At 55.3% G+C, this 13,556-nt stretch carries 10 protein-coding genes; 5 read left to right on the top strand and 5 right to left on the bottom strand.

Features of this window, described 5'->3' with window-relative positions; translation table 11 throughout:
• Positions 1-28: 28 nt before the first annotated feature.
• From ACOOGA_RS06390 to ACOOGA_RS06410, 5 genes are all read right to left on the bottom strand, one after another.
• Positions 29-1,624, bottom strand: a complete 1,596-nt coding sequence (locus tag ACOOGA_RS06390; protein WP_420430014.1) for a serine hydrolase — start codon at positions 1,622-1,624, stop codon at positions 29-31.
• A 398-nt stretch (positions 1,625-2,022) separates the two neighbouring features.
• Entirely contained in the window at positions 2,023-3,255 is a 1,233-nt protein-coding gene (wecC, locus tag ACOOGA_RS06395) for a UDP-N-acetyl-D-mannosamine dehydrogenase (protein WP_420430015.1), read from the bottom strand.
• A complete protein-coding gene (wecB, locus tag ACOOGA_RS06400; RefSeq protein ID WP_420430016.1) occupies positions 3,242-4,363 on the bottom strand; it encodes a non-hydrolyzing UDP-N-acetylglucosamine 2-epimerase in 1,122 nt (373 codons plus the stop codon). Before wecB ends, wecC begins: the two co-directional genes overlap by 14 nt.
• A gap of 235 nt (positions 4,364-4,598) precedes the next feature.
• Positions 4,599-4,832: a helix-turn-helix domain-containing protein gene (locus tag ACOOGA_RS06405; protein ID WP_420430017.1), complete on the bottom strand. Its 234-nt coding sequence runs from the start codon at positions 4,830-4,832 to the stop codon at positions 4,599-4,601.
• A gap of 91 nt (positions 4,833-4,923) precedes the next feature.
• The gene (locus tag ACOOGA_RS06410) at positions 4,924-5,136 is read right to left on the bottom strand and encodes a helix-turn-helix domain-containing protein (RefSeq protein ID WP_420430631.1); all 213 of its coding nucleotides are present in this window, start codon (positions 5,134-5,136) and stop codon (positions 4,924-4,926) included.
• 700 nt (positions 5,137-5,836) lie between these two features.
• Between ACOOGA_RS06410 and ACOOGA_RS06415 the strand changes: the two genes are divergently transcribed.
• The 5 genes from ACOOGA_RS06415 (at position 5,837) to ACOOGA_RS06435 (ending at position 13,164) form a co-directional block, all read left to right on the top strand.
• Complete coding sequence (locus ACOOGA_RS06415) at positions 5,837-6,427, top strand: RNA polymerase sigma factor (protein ID WP_420430018.1); 591 nt, start codon at positions 5,837-5,839, stop codon at positions 6,425-6,427.
• The gene (locus ACOOGA_RS06420; protein ID WP_420430019.1) at positions 6,417-7,523 is read left to right on the top strand and encodes a FecR family protein; all 1,107 of its coding nucleotides are present in this window, start codon (positions 6,417-6,419) and stop codon (positions 7,521-7,523) included. The genes ACOOGA_RS06415 and ACOOGA_RS06420 overlap by 11 nt, the downstream gene beginning before the upstream one ends.
• A 91-nt stretch (positions 7,524-7,614) precedes the next feature.
• On the top strand, positions 7,615-7,881 hold the full coding sequence (locus tag ACOOGA_RS06425) for a hypothetical protein (RefSeq protein ID WP_420430020.1): 267 nt from the start codon (positions 7,615-7,617) through the stop codon (positions 7,879-7,881).
• A gap of 321 nt (positions 7,882-8,202) precedes the next feature.
• Positions 8,203-10,845 carry a TonB-dependent receptor domain-containing protein gene (locus ACOOGA_RS06430; RefSeq protein ID WP_420430021.1) on the top strand — a complete coding sequence of 881 codons (2,643 nt, stop codon included), beginning with the start codon at positions 8,203-8,205 and terminating at the stop codon, positions 10,843-10,845.
• Positions 10,846-10,968: 123 nt separating this feature from the next.
• Positions 10,969-13,164: an Atxe2 family lasso peptide isopeptidase gene (locus ACOOGA_RS06435; RefSeq protein WP_417461145.1), complete on the top strand. Its 2,196-nt coding sequence runs from the start codon at positions 10,969-10,971 to the stop codon at positions 13,162-13,164.
• Positions 13,165-13,556: the final 392 nt, after the last annotated feature.

A 13,556-nucleotide genomic window follows, 5' to 3' on the forward strand; every position in this document is an offset into this window, starting at 1 on the left:
GCGTTTCGCAAGGGACGCGCCCCATTTTTTACTTTGCAGATACAGGCGTGAACAACAGGTCCTGATAATCAAAACTGAAGTCAGCGATTGGCGACACAGCTTGCGCTGTAATCCGACTTACCTGCCCTGAAGCATCAAGGTTGAATGTCAGGTAAGCAGGCTCCATGCCCGGATCGTTGAAATGGGTGATGAATGTGTTGTAGCGCACATGCTCAAGAGTGGCTGAAAGCCCCAGAGAATGCGGGAAATCAACCACAAGCGCCCCATCTTCATCCCGAATGGAAATGGTGCCATACCACGGGTCATTATAGTCACCTGTGTACCCTGCAAGCGCGAGCGACGGCTTTGTCACCGGCGCATCATCCGCTGGCGCAAGCTGGGCCTGCACCGCTGCTGCAGCTGCGACCTGGCGGCCAGTCTTGAACTCGTGAAGTTTCTCCGGCCACTGTTCCTCAGGGTAACCAAGATAGTGATCTAGCAGTTCATAGAGAAGGCCGCGAACCATCTGCCCTTCTTCACTGTTCACTGCGACGTAGAAACCAACATTCTGATCAGGTAGAAGCGCCACCACGGCAAGAGAGCCAAACACCGCGCCGCCATGCCAGACAAGCTTGGCGCCGCGATAGTCCTGCACAGTCCAGCCAAGTGCATAGGTGCGGAACATGGGGTGCGCGGCAGCAAGGCTTTCCGGCGGCGGCGAATTTGGCAGCAATACAGCAGGCGTCCACATCTGAGCCGACTGTTCGCCGCTAAAAAGCTGGCGCTCCCCGCCCGGCATTTTACCTCGACCAAGCTGCGCCTGCAGCCAGTGTGTCATGTCGTTTGCGCTGATGGCAAGGCCGCCCGCAGGCGCTGCATTTGGGGCAATCGCGGATGTTTCATCAAGTGGCACCTGATCTCCCATCCCCCTGATGGCACCGTTCAGTCGAGCATGTGGCCGCGCGCGATTTGTGCTCGAAACCAGCGCTTGGTCGCTCACGGTCGAGTTATTCATGCCAAGGACGTCGAAGATATTTTCCTGAACAAATGTTTCCCAGGTATCGCCGGTGACTTCTTCAACCAGTTGGCCAGCCACCATGTAAAGTACGTTGTCATAGGCATATCCGCTGCGGAAGCTGGTCGCGGGTTTGATGTGGCGAAGCCTGCGCATGGTCTCCTTGCGGGAAAGATCGCTGCGCGGAACAAACAGAAGGTCTCCGGCCCCAAGCCCAAGGCCGCTTCGGTGTACGAGAAGATCACGGATCGTCATCTCACGGGTAACCCAGGCGTCCCACATTCTGAAATCCGGCATATGATCAATAACGCGGTCGTCCCATTTGATGACACCGCGGTCCACAAGAATGGCAAGCGCCGCCGTGGTAAACGCCTTCCCTGTCGAGCCTGTTGCAAAAATAGTGTCTGCATCAACAGCCATCGGGTTTTCGAGGCTCCGCACTCCAAAACCCTTGGCCATTGTCACAGAGCCGTCCTCAACGATGGCAACCGTCGCGCCCGGCACGCCAAGCTCATCAAGCAGACCGTCAACACGGCTGGAAAAATCTTCAGGTGGCGCACCAAGCACAGGCACCGCGAATGCCAGGTGGCATACCGCGACGACAAAAGGGGCTAAACGAATACTGGGCATGTTCTGTCTCCATACTTTCTCCTTGCGGAGAGGGTTTCATTACCCGGATGGAGCCATTCATATGAATCGCACTCTTGGTTGAGCATTGGCGCGAGAGCGCTCCAACAACAGCCCCGGCATGGGTCTGTCTCTCATAAACCAAGAACACGCAACGGGCGCTCAAGCTCTTGCTTGCTGCCACGACACATGTTCATCCGGTCTGCTCAGTGCGATATGAATTTTTATTTTCGAGAAACTAGCATTCCCGCAGGAGAGAAACAACTAGCAAAGGGCCAGCTTTACCTCACTAGCAGAGCTTATCGTATGTCCGGAACCTCGATCCTGAGTTTGGCACATAGTGGCGCTACACTGCCTATGCGTACGCAATATCTATAGGAACGCACCGGATAGAGGGGCCGCTAGGTCCAAATTCCCCGAGTGTCGATGACGATCTTCTCGGCAAGTTTGCCTGTGGGCACTCGCTTGAACGGTTTGTGGTCAACGAGCAGTACCAGAATATCTGCCTGCTCCAGCGCGTTCGCTAAACTGGAAAACTCGACACCGAGTTCTTTCAGGTTATCCGGTAGCTCGTCGACGTTGGGTTCAACCGCTAGGACCTTGCAATCGAGCTCTCTGGCCACACGCTCAGTAATCATCAATGCCGGGCTTGTTCTCAGGTCATCAATATCCGCCTTGAAGGCCAAGCCGAAACAGGCCACCGTTGGTGCCTTGAGCTTTTGGGCGGCACGTCTGATTTTGCTGATCACAAGCTCAGGCTTGCTCTCGTTCACTTGCCGCGCGGTCGCAATAAGTCTGGCTTCATCAGGCGCGCTATCAACAATGAAGTAAGGATCAACTGCGATACAGTGGCCACCAACACCGGGGCCCGGCTGAAGGATGTTGACCCGGGGGTGGCGGTTGGCCAGCCGGATCAACTCCCACACGTCGATATCGAGCTTGTCTGCGATAAGGGAAAGCTCGTTTGCAAACGCGATGTTCACATCTCGGAACGCGTTTTCGGAAAGCTTTGCCAGTTCAGCAGTCCGGGCGTTGGTGAGGAAACACTCACCCTTGAGGAACACGTCATAAAGCGCCTCAGCACGCAGGGCGCATTCATCCGTCACACCGCCGATGATGCGGTCGTTCTGCACCAACTCAATGAGAACCCTTCCCGGCAATACACGTTCCGGGCAGTGAGCCGCGAAATATTTACTGCCGCATCCATCCTTGAGGTCCGGTCGGACTTCTTCAAGCCAAGCGACCATCTTGTCCGTCGCTCCCGGTGGTACAGTGGATTCGAGTACAATCAGGTTGCCCTCTGCCACAAATGGCGCCACCGACTTGATAGCCGCTTCGACATAGGTGAGGTCCGGCTTATGGTCCGCCATAAAAGGTGTTGGCACCGCGATGATAAAAGCATCTGCCTTTTCAGGTGTGGTTTGCGCCTTCAGACTGCCGTTTGATACCACCCCTTGCAGAAGGCCATCCAGATCAACCTCAACGATATGCGCCTGCCCTGTGTTGATGGTATCAACAGCGCGTTTATTAACATCCACGCCCGTTACCTGAAGCCCGGCTTTGGCAAAAACAGCCGCCGTGGGCAAGCCGATATAGCCGAGCCCTACTACACAAAGAGACTTATAAGAATGCATGTTTGATGGCTCCCAGAATCTGTGCCGCCGCAGTGCCGTCACCATAAGGGTTATGGGCTGCTGCCATTTTGCTGTAGTGTGCAGGATTGTCTAGAAGCTCTGTTGCTTCACCTGCGATTTTATCTTTATCGGTACCGACAAGCTTGACGGTGCCAGCGGCCACAGCCTCTGGCCGCTCGGTCGTTTCCCGCATCACCAATACAGGCTTGCCGAGCGACGGGGCTTCCTCTTGCACTCCACCAGAATCTGTCAGGATCAGATATGATCTATCCATCAAGTAGACAAAGTTTGGATAATCTTGTGGCTCGATCAAGTGCAGGTTGGCAAGCCCAGAAAGTTTGGCGTGCACTGGCCCTTTGACGTTTGGGTTCAAATGTACGGGATAGAGTATTTCCACATCGTCCCGCTTTGAGAGCTCTAGCAAAGCATCGCAGATATTATCAAAACCTTGGCCAAAACTTTCACGGCGATGGCCGGTGACGAGGATGAGTTTTTTCTCGCTATCCAGAAACGAGAACCGCTGCTCAAATTCTGCACTTAGCTTTGCGTCGGAAGTGATTTTGTTCCGGGCCATGAAAAGGGCGTCCACAACTGTGTTGCCAGTGACAAAAATTTTCTCTGACGCGATATTTTCTTTGAGCAGATTCTGTCTCGAGCCTTCCGTAGGGGCAAAACACAGCGCGGATAGCCCGTCGGTGATGAGGCGATTGGCTTCCTCAGGCCAGGGCGAATACAGGTTGTGCGTGCGAAGCCCCGCCTCCACATGGCCAACGGGAATTTGCTGGTAATACGCCGCGAGCGTGGAGGACATGGTGGTATTTGTATCACCGTGCACAAGTACGAGATCAGGTTTTTCCGCCTTCAGGACGTCGCTAACACCCTGAAGTACACGGGATGTGACCTCCGCCAGCCCCTGCGCCTCGCGCATCACGTCAAGGTCATGATCAACCCGAATGTCGAAAAAACCAAGTACTTGATCAAGCATATCACGGTGCTGCGCTGTGATACAGACTCTGTTGTTGATACCATCAGTGGCTTCAAGCGCATGTACCACGGGCGCCATTTTGATCGCTTCCGGCCGCGTGCCAAATATTTGAAGAATTTTCAATGTTCCCGCACCCTGACATTGATCCATTGGTAACTGGAATGCCATCTTGCACGAAACAACGTACTTTTCAAAGAGATAGGCTATCCTACTTCATAGGATTAAATATGAGTATGGATCGATGCACATTCAGTTATCTGGGCGCACACGGCTCGCACCGTGCGCACCCATTGAAGAGTTGGATAGATAGAGCTCGGAGTGATTGGCTGCAGGGTTGGAATTTTTTCCGCGAAAGGCATTATTCCTGCTTGCTGCGCCACTGAAGGTATGTGGGCAAAATCAATTGGTCCGGCGTTGTGCCGAGGGCCAGGGACAGTTTGAAAAGAGTTGTTACGCTGGGTTGCTTCTTTCCGGCTTCAATTTCTTTCAGAAAAGTCGTGCCAAGGTCAGCATTGTGAGCAAGGGCTTCAAAAGTAAAGCCCTTCTCCAGACGTATACGTCGCAAGTCCGCACCAATGCCTTTCTTAATCATTCAGTCACCATGAGGTGATTGCGACAACCCAAGAATATGCTTTGGCGTACCATCTGATTGACCCTGCAAAAGAATAGGACAATCCTGCCGCTCAAACAGAGCGCCTGGCAGGTTTGGGAAGTCCCCTAATCATATCCACAGGGTCAACACCCAGGACATTGGTGATGTCCAAGAACTCAATGACATCCAGGCGACGCTCGCACCGTTCATATTTCGACACGTAGGATTGGCCTTTTCCCAGTTGCTCCGCAAGTTGGTACTGGTTTATGCCTGCCCGCCTTCTGACAGCTTTAAGGCGGTTCATCAACTCCTCGTAATCAGATCGCACTATAGATTTCACGGAAAAAGCCCAAGATGGAATACAAGGGCTACAGATAATTTTAATAATCAAATAAACCCAAATTGGACTTTTTTCTTGAATCAGAAAGGTGTTCTGTTAGGGTTATTTTGCTGCCCAAAGGCAGTGGCGTTTAGAACCGCCTTCAAAGACGGCCCACTCCCGGTATAAGAGTGGGTTTTTCTGGTCCTTATGCTAAGGCTGGACGCAGGTTTCCTGTGTGCTACCTATGGCGGGTTCAGGAATTCTTGCCCTATGTCGGGGGTGGCGCTGGAATACAAGACCCGTAAGGGGAATACAGCCCACACTTTCTTTGAAGTGGTTCTAAGCCCCCGGCCCCAGGGATTGCCCTGGCGCCTCAAGAGAAATCGTATCGCGGCAGAAGGGCGAAAACATAGCGCAACGTTTGCGCAAGCCACCATACCGCGTTCATTAAACGCTCTGCCTGCTCCCGCAGAGGACAGCATTGAGCGGATTTGACTCAAAGAGGGCGAGATGGGTGGCAAGTTTATTCAGGCAGTTTGGAAACGAACTAAATTTTCCCTGATGCCTTGGGCGAGAATCCGGGAAGCCTATGAAGATAAGGGCGCCCGCGCCGCAACGGCGCTTCCCTCCCCCTCATGTTGTGCGCGTGAGATAGGAGCTGGATTTCCGGGATTGGCCGTTCATGGGTAATGTCCGGCTCAAAAACCAGCTTACCCGCGACACCATATTGGACACCGGAGACGGATCTGGGTCGGCAAGAAAGCTGAGCGACCTGTACAAACAGCATGTTCAGGAACTCCGCGCTTACATCCTGAAGAAATTCGGCAATGCCGATTGTGACGAGATCATCCAGACGGTCTTTTTCAATCTGGCGCGCAACGGCGGCCTGCCCGATGTTCGCCATCCTCGGGGATATCTGTACCGGGCGGTGGACAACGCTATAACCGATGAAAGCCGCCGCGATGCGGTGAGACGACATTACCAGGAGGACGGAACGCACGAGGCGGCCAATCCTCTTTATGAGGAACTGACACCCGAGCGGATCGTTTCAGCAAAGATGGAACTGGCGCTGGTGATCGGCGCGATCAAGCTGCTGCCGGAAAAGCAACAACGACTGTTAATGCTGTACCGGGTTGGCAATCTGACCTATCTCCGTATATCCGAGATTATGAATATGCCAGTTCCTACAGTGCACCGTCATATTGTCAGCGCGACGAAGGAACTGAACGAGATTGTTCATTCCATGCGTGGCAGGACCAAAGATGACCGCTGAGAGTGCCGACGACACACGGATCAGAGAGCAAGCCAGTGAGTGGGTGGTCGAGTTGGCCGCCCCGCATGCCGATGAAGCCATGGCCGATGCGTTCGAACGATGGTATCGGGCCGATCCCCGCCATACGGACGCTTTCGAGCACGCGTCCCGGAGTTTCTCGGCCCTTGCGGAAATTAATGATCCTGAACTGCTGAAACTTGCGAACCCTGACACCTACCGCCCGAACGCGTTCGCGCGCGTCAAAGCGTGGTGGGGCACGGTTTCCGGTTGGCGGGTGCGCTGGCCCCTTACGGCTGCCGTCGGCACTGCAGCAGCGGTTGGTGTGGCCTGGGTTGTGGGCCTGAGTTCTCCCGCGGTGACTGGCATACAGGACTACCAGACCGGTATTGCGGAAATCCGCGATATCGAACTCAGGGACGGCAGTATCGTCACCCTTGGGGCCCGGTCCCGGATAGAAGTCCATTTTGAAGCCGGCGCGCGGCTTGTGACGCTCGGTGATGGCCAGGCCTTTTTCTCGGTCGAAAAAGATCCGAACCGGCCTTTTATCGTCCAGTCGGGCGACACCCAGGTACGGGTGACGGGCACCAAATTCAACCTCCACAAAGGACCGACGGGATTGCGCGTGACTGTGGAAGAAGGCGTTGTCGAGGTGAGCGTGCAGCCAAAGCTGCCGCCAGCCGGACAGGTAGCCGCTTCGGCCACCGCCAAACCGTTTGGCCGCGCCCCTACGGAAACGGTTGTGCCGAAAGCGATCCTGTTGGCCGGGCAACAGATTGTTTCAAGCAACGACGGCAAACTGGAGAATATCAGACAGACCGCCACAACGGTGCCGCCAAGCGCGTGGCGTAGCGGGCGGCTGATCTATTCAAATGCCCGATTGGCGGAACTTGTCGCAGACCTGAGCCGATATTTCGACGGGACGATCACCCTGGAATCAGCGGCCGTGGGCGATATCCGGTTCAGTGGCGTTTTCTCCACGTCTGACGTGGACAGACTGGTGGAAAATTTGCCGCAATATCTGCCGGTTGAAGTCGATCATCAGGGTGACAAAGAAATCATGGTCAGGCTTCATCAAACTGACAGGCCAGACGAGTAGAGCCAATGCTGGTACGGGCAATAGTCATGACATCGCGTGCTGGTTCGTAGCTTGTCTGCTTCTGCTGGCGACTGTTTCATTGGGAAAATACATGAAAAAGCTATCCAAGGTACAAGGTGGTCCGCCTGAAAGATCGGGGCAAGGGAGCCTTCATGACATTTGCTGCCCCGAAGAGGTGGCGGAAGCCCTGAAAATCGCCGAACCTGACACTCCCCTAGCAGACATCGGGCGCCGCAGAGACGTGGCGGCCAGAAACGGCAATTTAGCGAATGTTCGGTTCTGGGATGAGGTCATCCGGATCTTGACCGGCGAAAAGACGATTTCGGAACAACGTTCCGACCGCAAGACTTTGCACTGATGCGGATGCGGACGCCAGCGTTGCCTCCCTGCAGACCGTATCGCGATTGCAAAAACCGGGCTGAACCCCAGTTGGGCAGCATGCGCTGACAACTACCGCCTCTCCGTAGACGGATCAGTTCGGGAAATTTCTCACTTTAGAGAGAAAATTTATTCTTTCGGTCATGACCTGAGAATTCGGCGACCCGTGATCGTCTCCCTTACGAACAGGCGAGCGCAGCTCCAACCTGTTGCATTTATTGAAAAACGCAAGCTTGGCGCGGCACGAGCGGACGTCTCGCTCATGTCTTCGCGCTCACAAGATTTCCAGGGGAGAACACGAATGATTGGCAGAAAAACACTGGTAAAAAACGCCCAAAGACTGGCGCTGGTTTCGACGATCGCATTATCGGTGGCCTGGTCGGCGGCGGCGGACGACAAGACGTACCGGTTCGATCTGGAAAGTATGCCGCTGGGGGATGCCCTCATCCAACTGACAACCCAATCGAATTGGCAGTTTCTGGCACCGCAGGAGCTGCTGCAGGGCAAAATCGGCAAAGCCGTTTCTGGCGTTATGTCCCGGGAGGACGCCCTGAAACGGCTTCTGGCCGGAACCGACCTCACCTATTCGATAGACGATGACGGCCGCGTGCGCATCGTCCCCGTTAAAACCGAGTACCAGACGCCGACAGGTTCAGAAGCCGGCCGTTCGAACATCGACCCTTCGCAAAAAGTTGACGGCAATAAAAAGGGCGCCGAGCCGAACAAGACCATGACGGGCGAGTTGGCGCCGGTCGAACTCGAGGAGATTACCGTTACCGGCTCGCATATCCGGGGGGCGCGCTCCGCCTCACCGGTTTTCATCTATAGCCGCAAAGACATCGACATGGCCGGCGTGGCCTCTGTGCCTCAGTTCATTCAGACCCTGCCGCAGAACTTCGGAGGCGGACTTTCAGAGAGCACGTCGGGCCTGAGCGCGGAAAACAATGCAGACCTCAATCTCAATTCTGGATCGGGCATCAACCTGCGCGGCCTCGGGAACGATTCAACCCTGGTATTGCTGAACGGACGCCGGCTTGCGCCCGCTGGCCTTGGCAATTTTGTCGATGTGTCGATGGTCCCGCTGTCGGCGATCAACCGGGTCGAGGTTTTGACTGACGGGGCCTCGGCACTCTATGGCTCCGACGCCGTGGGCGGGGTGGTGAATTTCATCTTGCGGGAAGATTATGACGGTGCGGAAACCCGCCTGCGCTACGGCACCGCGACATCGGGGGATCTGGACGATATCCAGTTGGGCCAAACGTTCGGCACAGTGTGGGATGATGGCCATGCGCTGATATCCTACGAATTTCAGACACGTGATCCACTTGATGCCGCCGACCGCAGTTTCTCGCAAGACGCACGTCCGCTCCATCAATTGTTACCCAAACAGAAACGGCATAGCGCCTTTCTGACGGTCGGACAGAATCTCAGCGATACCGTCAAGGTTTTTGCCGATGGTTTCTTCAGCGTGCGCGACAGCAGACAGATCCGCACGAGCAGTTTCTCGCCTGCCAATTTTGACATCAGTGAAACAGAACAATATGGCGGCACCCTCGGATCGACAATCAACCTGTCCAACGACTGGCAGGCTGAGCTTGTCGCTTCGCTCAATCAAAGCCGGACCACGCAAGAAAACAAGCTGCTGGACGAAACCGAACTTGCGGCTCCTCGCATCCGGAAGTCCGGCACCTGGTCCATTGACGGCAAGGCCGATGGCGCTCTTTTTCGCCTCTCTGGCGGCAATGTCAAATTGGCGGCTGGTGGCCACTTTCGCCGTGACACCTATACCAATAGCGACGACCTGAAGTTTAATCGGGATGTTTTCGCAGCCTTTGGTGAAATTTTCGCACCGTTCGTCAGTGAGGAGAACAGAGCCCCTGGCATCGAACGACTGGAGCTGACCATCGCCGCGCGCTATGAACATTACAGCGATTTCGGGTCGAGCGTTGACCCCAAGTTTGGGCTCTTGTGGTCGCCCATCGAAGGGCTCAGCCTTCGAGGTACATGGGGTACCGCCTTCAGGGCACCGCTGTTCAGGGAACTGGACGAAAGCAGCGTGCAGGGTTTCCTGTTTGGTGACGTTCCAAACCCGGCCTCTCCGAACGGCAGCACCCTTCTCGCGCTGGCCCTCGGCGGCAATGCCGACCTGAAACCGGAAACGGCCACCACCTGGACGGCCGGGATTGGCTTCCAGCCCGTTGGGGTGCCGGGCCTCAGCCTCGACGTCACCTATTTTGACATTACCTACAAGAACCGGATTTCGTCGGTCATTGCCCTTTTCGATGTGTTTATCAATCCCCGCTTTGCATCCCTGCTCGATTTCGATCCCGACCCGGCCTTTCTCGCGCTTTTGGGCTCACTGCCGACGTCCGGGAATTTTGCGCCGGGGTTTTCCTTCACGGATGCAGAGGTGTTGGCGGACGAGCGGGAGAGCAATCAGGCGAGCACCAAGGTCAGTGGCCTCGATTTTTCGGGTTCCTATAGGATTGACAGCGACGTAGGAGCCTGGACCTTCACTGTTGGCGGCACGTACCTGTTCAAAAATCTGGAGCAACTGCTTGAGAGCGAAGAAGCCGCTGACGTTCTGAATACGGTTGGGCGACCGGTCGACTTGAAGCTGCGGGGCGGCATCTCATGGGGATATCAGGATTTCTCGACAAATCTGGTGATCAACTATGTCGATAGCTATCGCGACACTCGTGCCACCCCCGTTGCGGGTGTGGGGTCCTGGACAACCGCGGACCTGATTGTCAGCTATAACACAGGCGACCACACCGACAGCGCCTGGCTCAGAAACACCGTTTTTTCCGTGAGCGCCCTGAACCTGTTCGACCAGGACCCGCCCTTTGTAACCAGCAACTTTGGCCACAATATCAACTATGACCCCAACAACGCCAGCCCGGTTGGCCGGACGGTCTCTTTCCAGATTACCAAACAATGGTGACGGCCTGAACTGTTTCGGCCGAGGCAGGTCTGTTCTGATCGTTCGAGCAAGTCGAACGATCAGGGCCGACAAATCTGGGAATTCCACAAATATAGCCGGGACACAGGCTTAAGGGTGTGAAGAATGCTACTGACAACAAATATGCTCTCCAAATATGCGCTTCTGGCAACATCGATGATGTTAATATTCTGGCTATTGCCCGGCGCCTCTGCTGCATCCGACGCCAAACGGGGCATAACCGCGGATGACTTGTTGGCCATCCGTGACATCAAAACCGTCGCAATATCGCCGGACGGCAACCATGTGGCCTTTCAGGTTTTTCAGGCCATCAGAGACCGGAATGACTATGACATCGGTTGGTATGTGGCGCCGATCACCTCAAACGCAGAGCCCATGCGCGTGGCCGATGGCGGCGATGCGGTTCTGCCGCCCTATCAAAATGGCCTCCGCGTAGGGGAGTTCTATGGCGACGACGCCGTATGGTCGCCCGATAGCCGGTCGTTTGCCTATACGCTCAAGAAAAACGGCGAGGTGCAGATATGGCGCAGCCAGTTTGACCGGAGCGGCCAAGAGCAGTTGACCCACAATGCCGGAAACGTCGAGGGCCCGAAATATTCCGAGGACGGCTCACAGCTATTTTTTGCCGTGGGCCGGGACCGGTCCGATATCGAGCACGCCAACCAACGAGACGCAGCCCGAGGCTATCTGGTGCAGGAGCCGGGTGTTTTCGACATTGAACAGGGGCCGCTGTGGCCGTCCTGCTCTGATGGACAGACAAGGCAGCGTTCAGAGATAAATGAGCGTCGGTTCTGCCGGTTGACGGTCTGGGTGCTCGACATCCAGACGGGTGTTGAACGCAAGGCAGACGCTGGTGAAACCAAGGCCTATTTTGCCGCACCGGATATGTCGTCGCATGCCCGCTTCGAACGAGGGAAACTGAAAGACCAGGTCAGAATTATGGAAACGGCGTCACCAGACGGGATGCGCTCGACCTGGTTTGAGAATGAAGATCCGGCCATCTACACCGGCTATTATCCGCCGATGCGGGTGGCGGCCTCGGTCGGCAAAAAAATCTTTCACTGCCCAGCCGATGCCTGCCTGAGCACACGCCCCGAAAAATTATGGTGGCGTGTCGATGGCGCGGAAGTGATCTTCCTCGTTCGCAACGGCCCGCGTGAAACCTTGACCTCTCTCTATGGCTGGACCCCGGGCGACAACCATGTGCGAACGATCCTGAGCAGTGACGATACGCTCCAGCACTGTTCCATGGCCGGAGACCGCTTGATCTGCGGTCATGAAAGCTGGACGTCGCCCCTGAAAATTGTATCGGTCGACCTGCATGACGGCGCCATCACTACCATCGCCGACATGAACCCGGAATTCAGGAATTTCAGCTTCACGAAGGTCGAAAAAATCCTCGGCGAGGACGCTTACGGCAACCCGGCTCATGCCCATCTGGTGTATCCCAAGGGCTATGGAGAAGGTCGGCGCTATCCGCTCATGATCGTCCAGTACCGGTCGCGCGGCTTTCTGAGGGGCGGGGTTGGCGACGAGGTGCCCATTCATTGGCTGGCACAGAATGGATTTGCGGTGCTCAGTTTCGATACACCCGAAGGAGACTATTACACAAGAACGCCCGATCCGCTGGAGATGCAGATAAAATACCTGAAATATGTCGTAATCGAGCGTGGGCCGGCGACGGCGATTGAGCGCATGGTCGACAAGCTGGTAAGCCACGGTATTGTCGACCCGGCACGTGTGGCGATCACCGGATTAAGCCATGGCGCCTCCACGCTTGACAGTGCGCTCCTGGGCCGGAATTACGCGGCAGCCATAACGGCGGGTACGAGTATCAGCGCTCCCCCGAACACCAAAGTATCCGCATCCTCTTTCTGGGGCAAGAGCATGGACGGCGCTTTTGGCGGCTCCCCCTTCAGCAAGACGGGGTTCGAGACCAGGGCCAAATATTCGGTGGGGGTTCAGGCTTTCAGGATTGACACACCTGTCCTTTTTCAGGTTGCCGACCGAGAGTATTATAATGTCCTGCAGAATTATCAGGCCCTCCGGGACGCAGGCAAACCGGTCGAGATGTTTATTTATCCCGACGAATATCATGTCAAATGGCAACCGGCCCACAGATCTCGGGTTTATATACGTAACATAGATTGGCTGAATTTCTGGCTTCGGGACACTGAAGACGAGGATCCCGCCAAAGCCGCACAATATGAACGCTGGCGCAGCCTGAAGGCACAGCATCAAGCCAATCTGTTGAAATTGCGTGAGGGTGGTGGTGTCAAGGATGACAAACATTGGCCATGAGACGGAAAACTGAAGGAAAATGATTGGGCCTCCCACGTCTGGCCGAGGTTACAGTTAAGCGCACCTCGAACAGCGGGGTTTCACATGTGCAGGATTTTTCCGCTCCAGATGCAAAAGGAGGTGCTTGACACGTTAAGCGCCAGACACCTCCCAAGGCTTTGCTGCAAACCACATTGGCATCTGGCCTATGCGGTTACCGCTTGACCGTCAGATCCGGGGCAGCCCGTTATCTTCCTTCGGGCTGCCTTCCTTGCCGGTCACTTCCGATACCTGTCCAAGTGCAATCATCATAGTCTCCTATCGATTTGCGGTTATGTCGGCTCATTCCGACCCGAGAACGGTAGGACCAATCCAGACGCTCAGGTAACTATATAAAAACAATATAAAATCCG

The organism is Kordiimonas sp., from assembly GCF_965216265.1.
GTDB lineage: Bacteria > Pseudomonadota > Alphaproteobacteria > Sphingomonadales > Kordiimonadaceae > Kordiimonas.

Excerpts from the sequence above, each read along its gene's own strand:
- ACOOGA_RS06415 (WP_420430018.1), top strand. The coding sequence starts at position 5,837 with ATGGGTAATGTCCGGCTCAAAAACCAGCTTACCCGCGACACCATATTG.
- ACOOGA_RS06410 (WP_420430631.1), bottom strand. The coding sequence starts at position 5,136 with ATGAACCGCCTTAAAGCTGTCAGAAGGCGGGCAGGCATAAACCAGTAC.
- ACOOGA_RS06435 (WP_417461145.1), top strand. The coding sequence starts at position 10,969 with ATGCTACTGACAACAAATATGCTCTCCAAATATGCGCTTCTGGCAACA.
- ACOOGA_RS06425 (WP_420430020.1), top strand. The coding sequence starts at position 7,615 with ATGAAAAAGCTATCCAAGGTACAAGGTGGTCCGCCTGAAAGATCGGGG.
- ACOOGA_RS06390 (WP_420430014.1), bottom strand. The coding sequence starts at position 1,624 with ATGCCCAGTATTCGTTTAGCCCCTTTTGTCGTCGCGGTATGCCACCTG.
- ACOOGA_RS06420 (WP_420430019.1), top strand. The coding sequence starts at position 6,417 with ATGACCGCTGAGAGTGCCGACGACACACGGATCAGAGAGCAAGCCAGT.
- ACOOGA_RS06405 (WP_420430017.1), bottom strand. The coding sequence starts at position 4,832 with ATGATTAAGAAAGGCATTGGTGCGGACTTGCGACGTATACGTCTGGAG.
- wecC (WP_420430015.1), bottom strand. The coding sequence starts at position 3,255 with ATGCATTCTTATAAGTCTCTTTGTGTAGTAGGGCTCGGCTATATCGGC.
- ACOOGA_RS06430 (WP_420430021.1), top strand. The coding sequence starts at position 8,203 with ATGATTGGCAGAAAAACACTGGTAAAAAACGCCCAAAGACTGGCGCTG.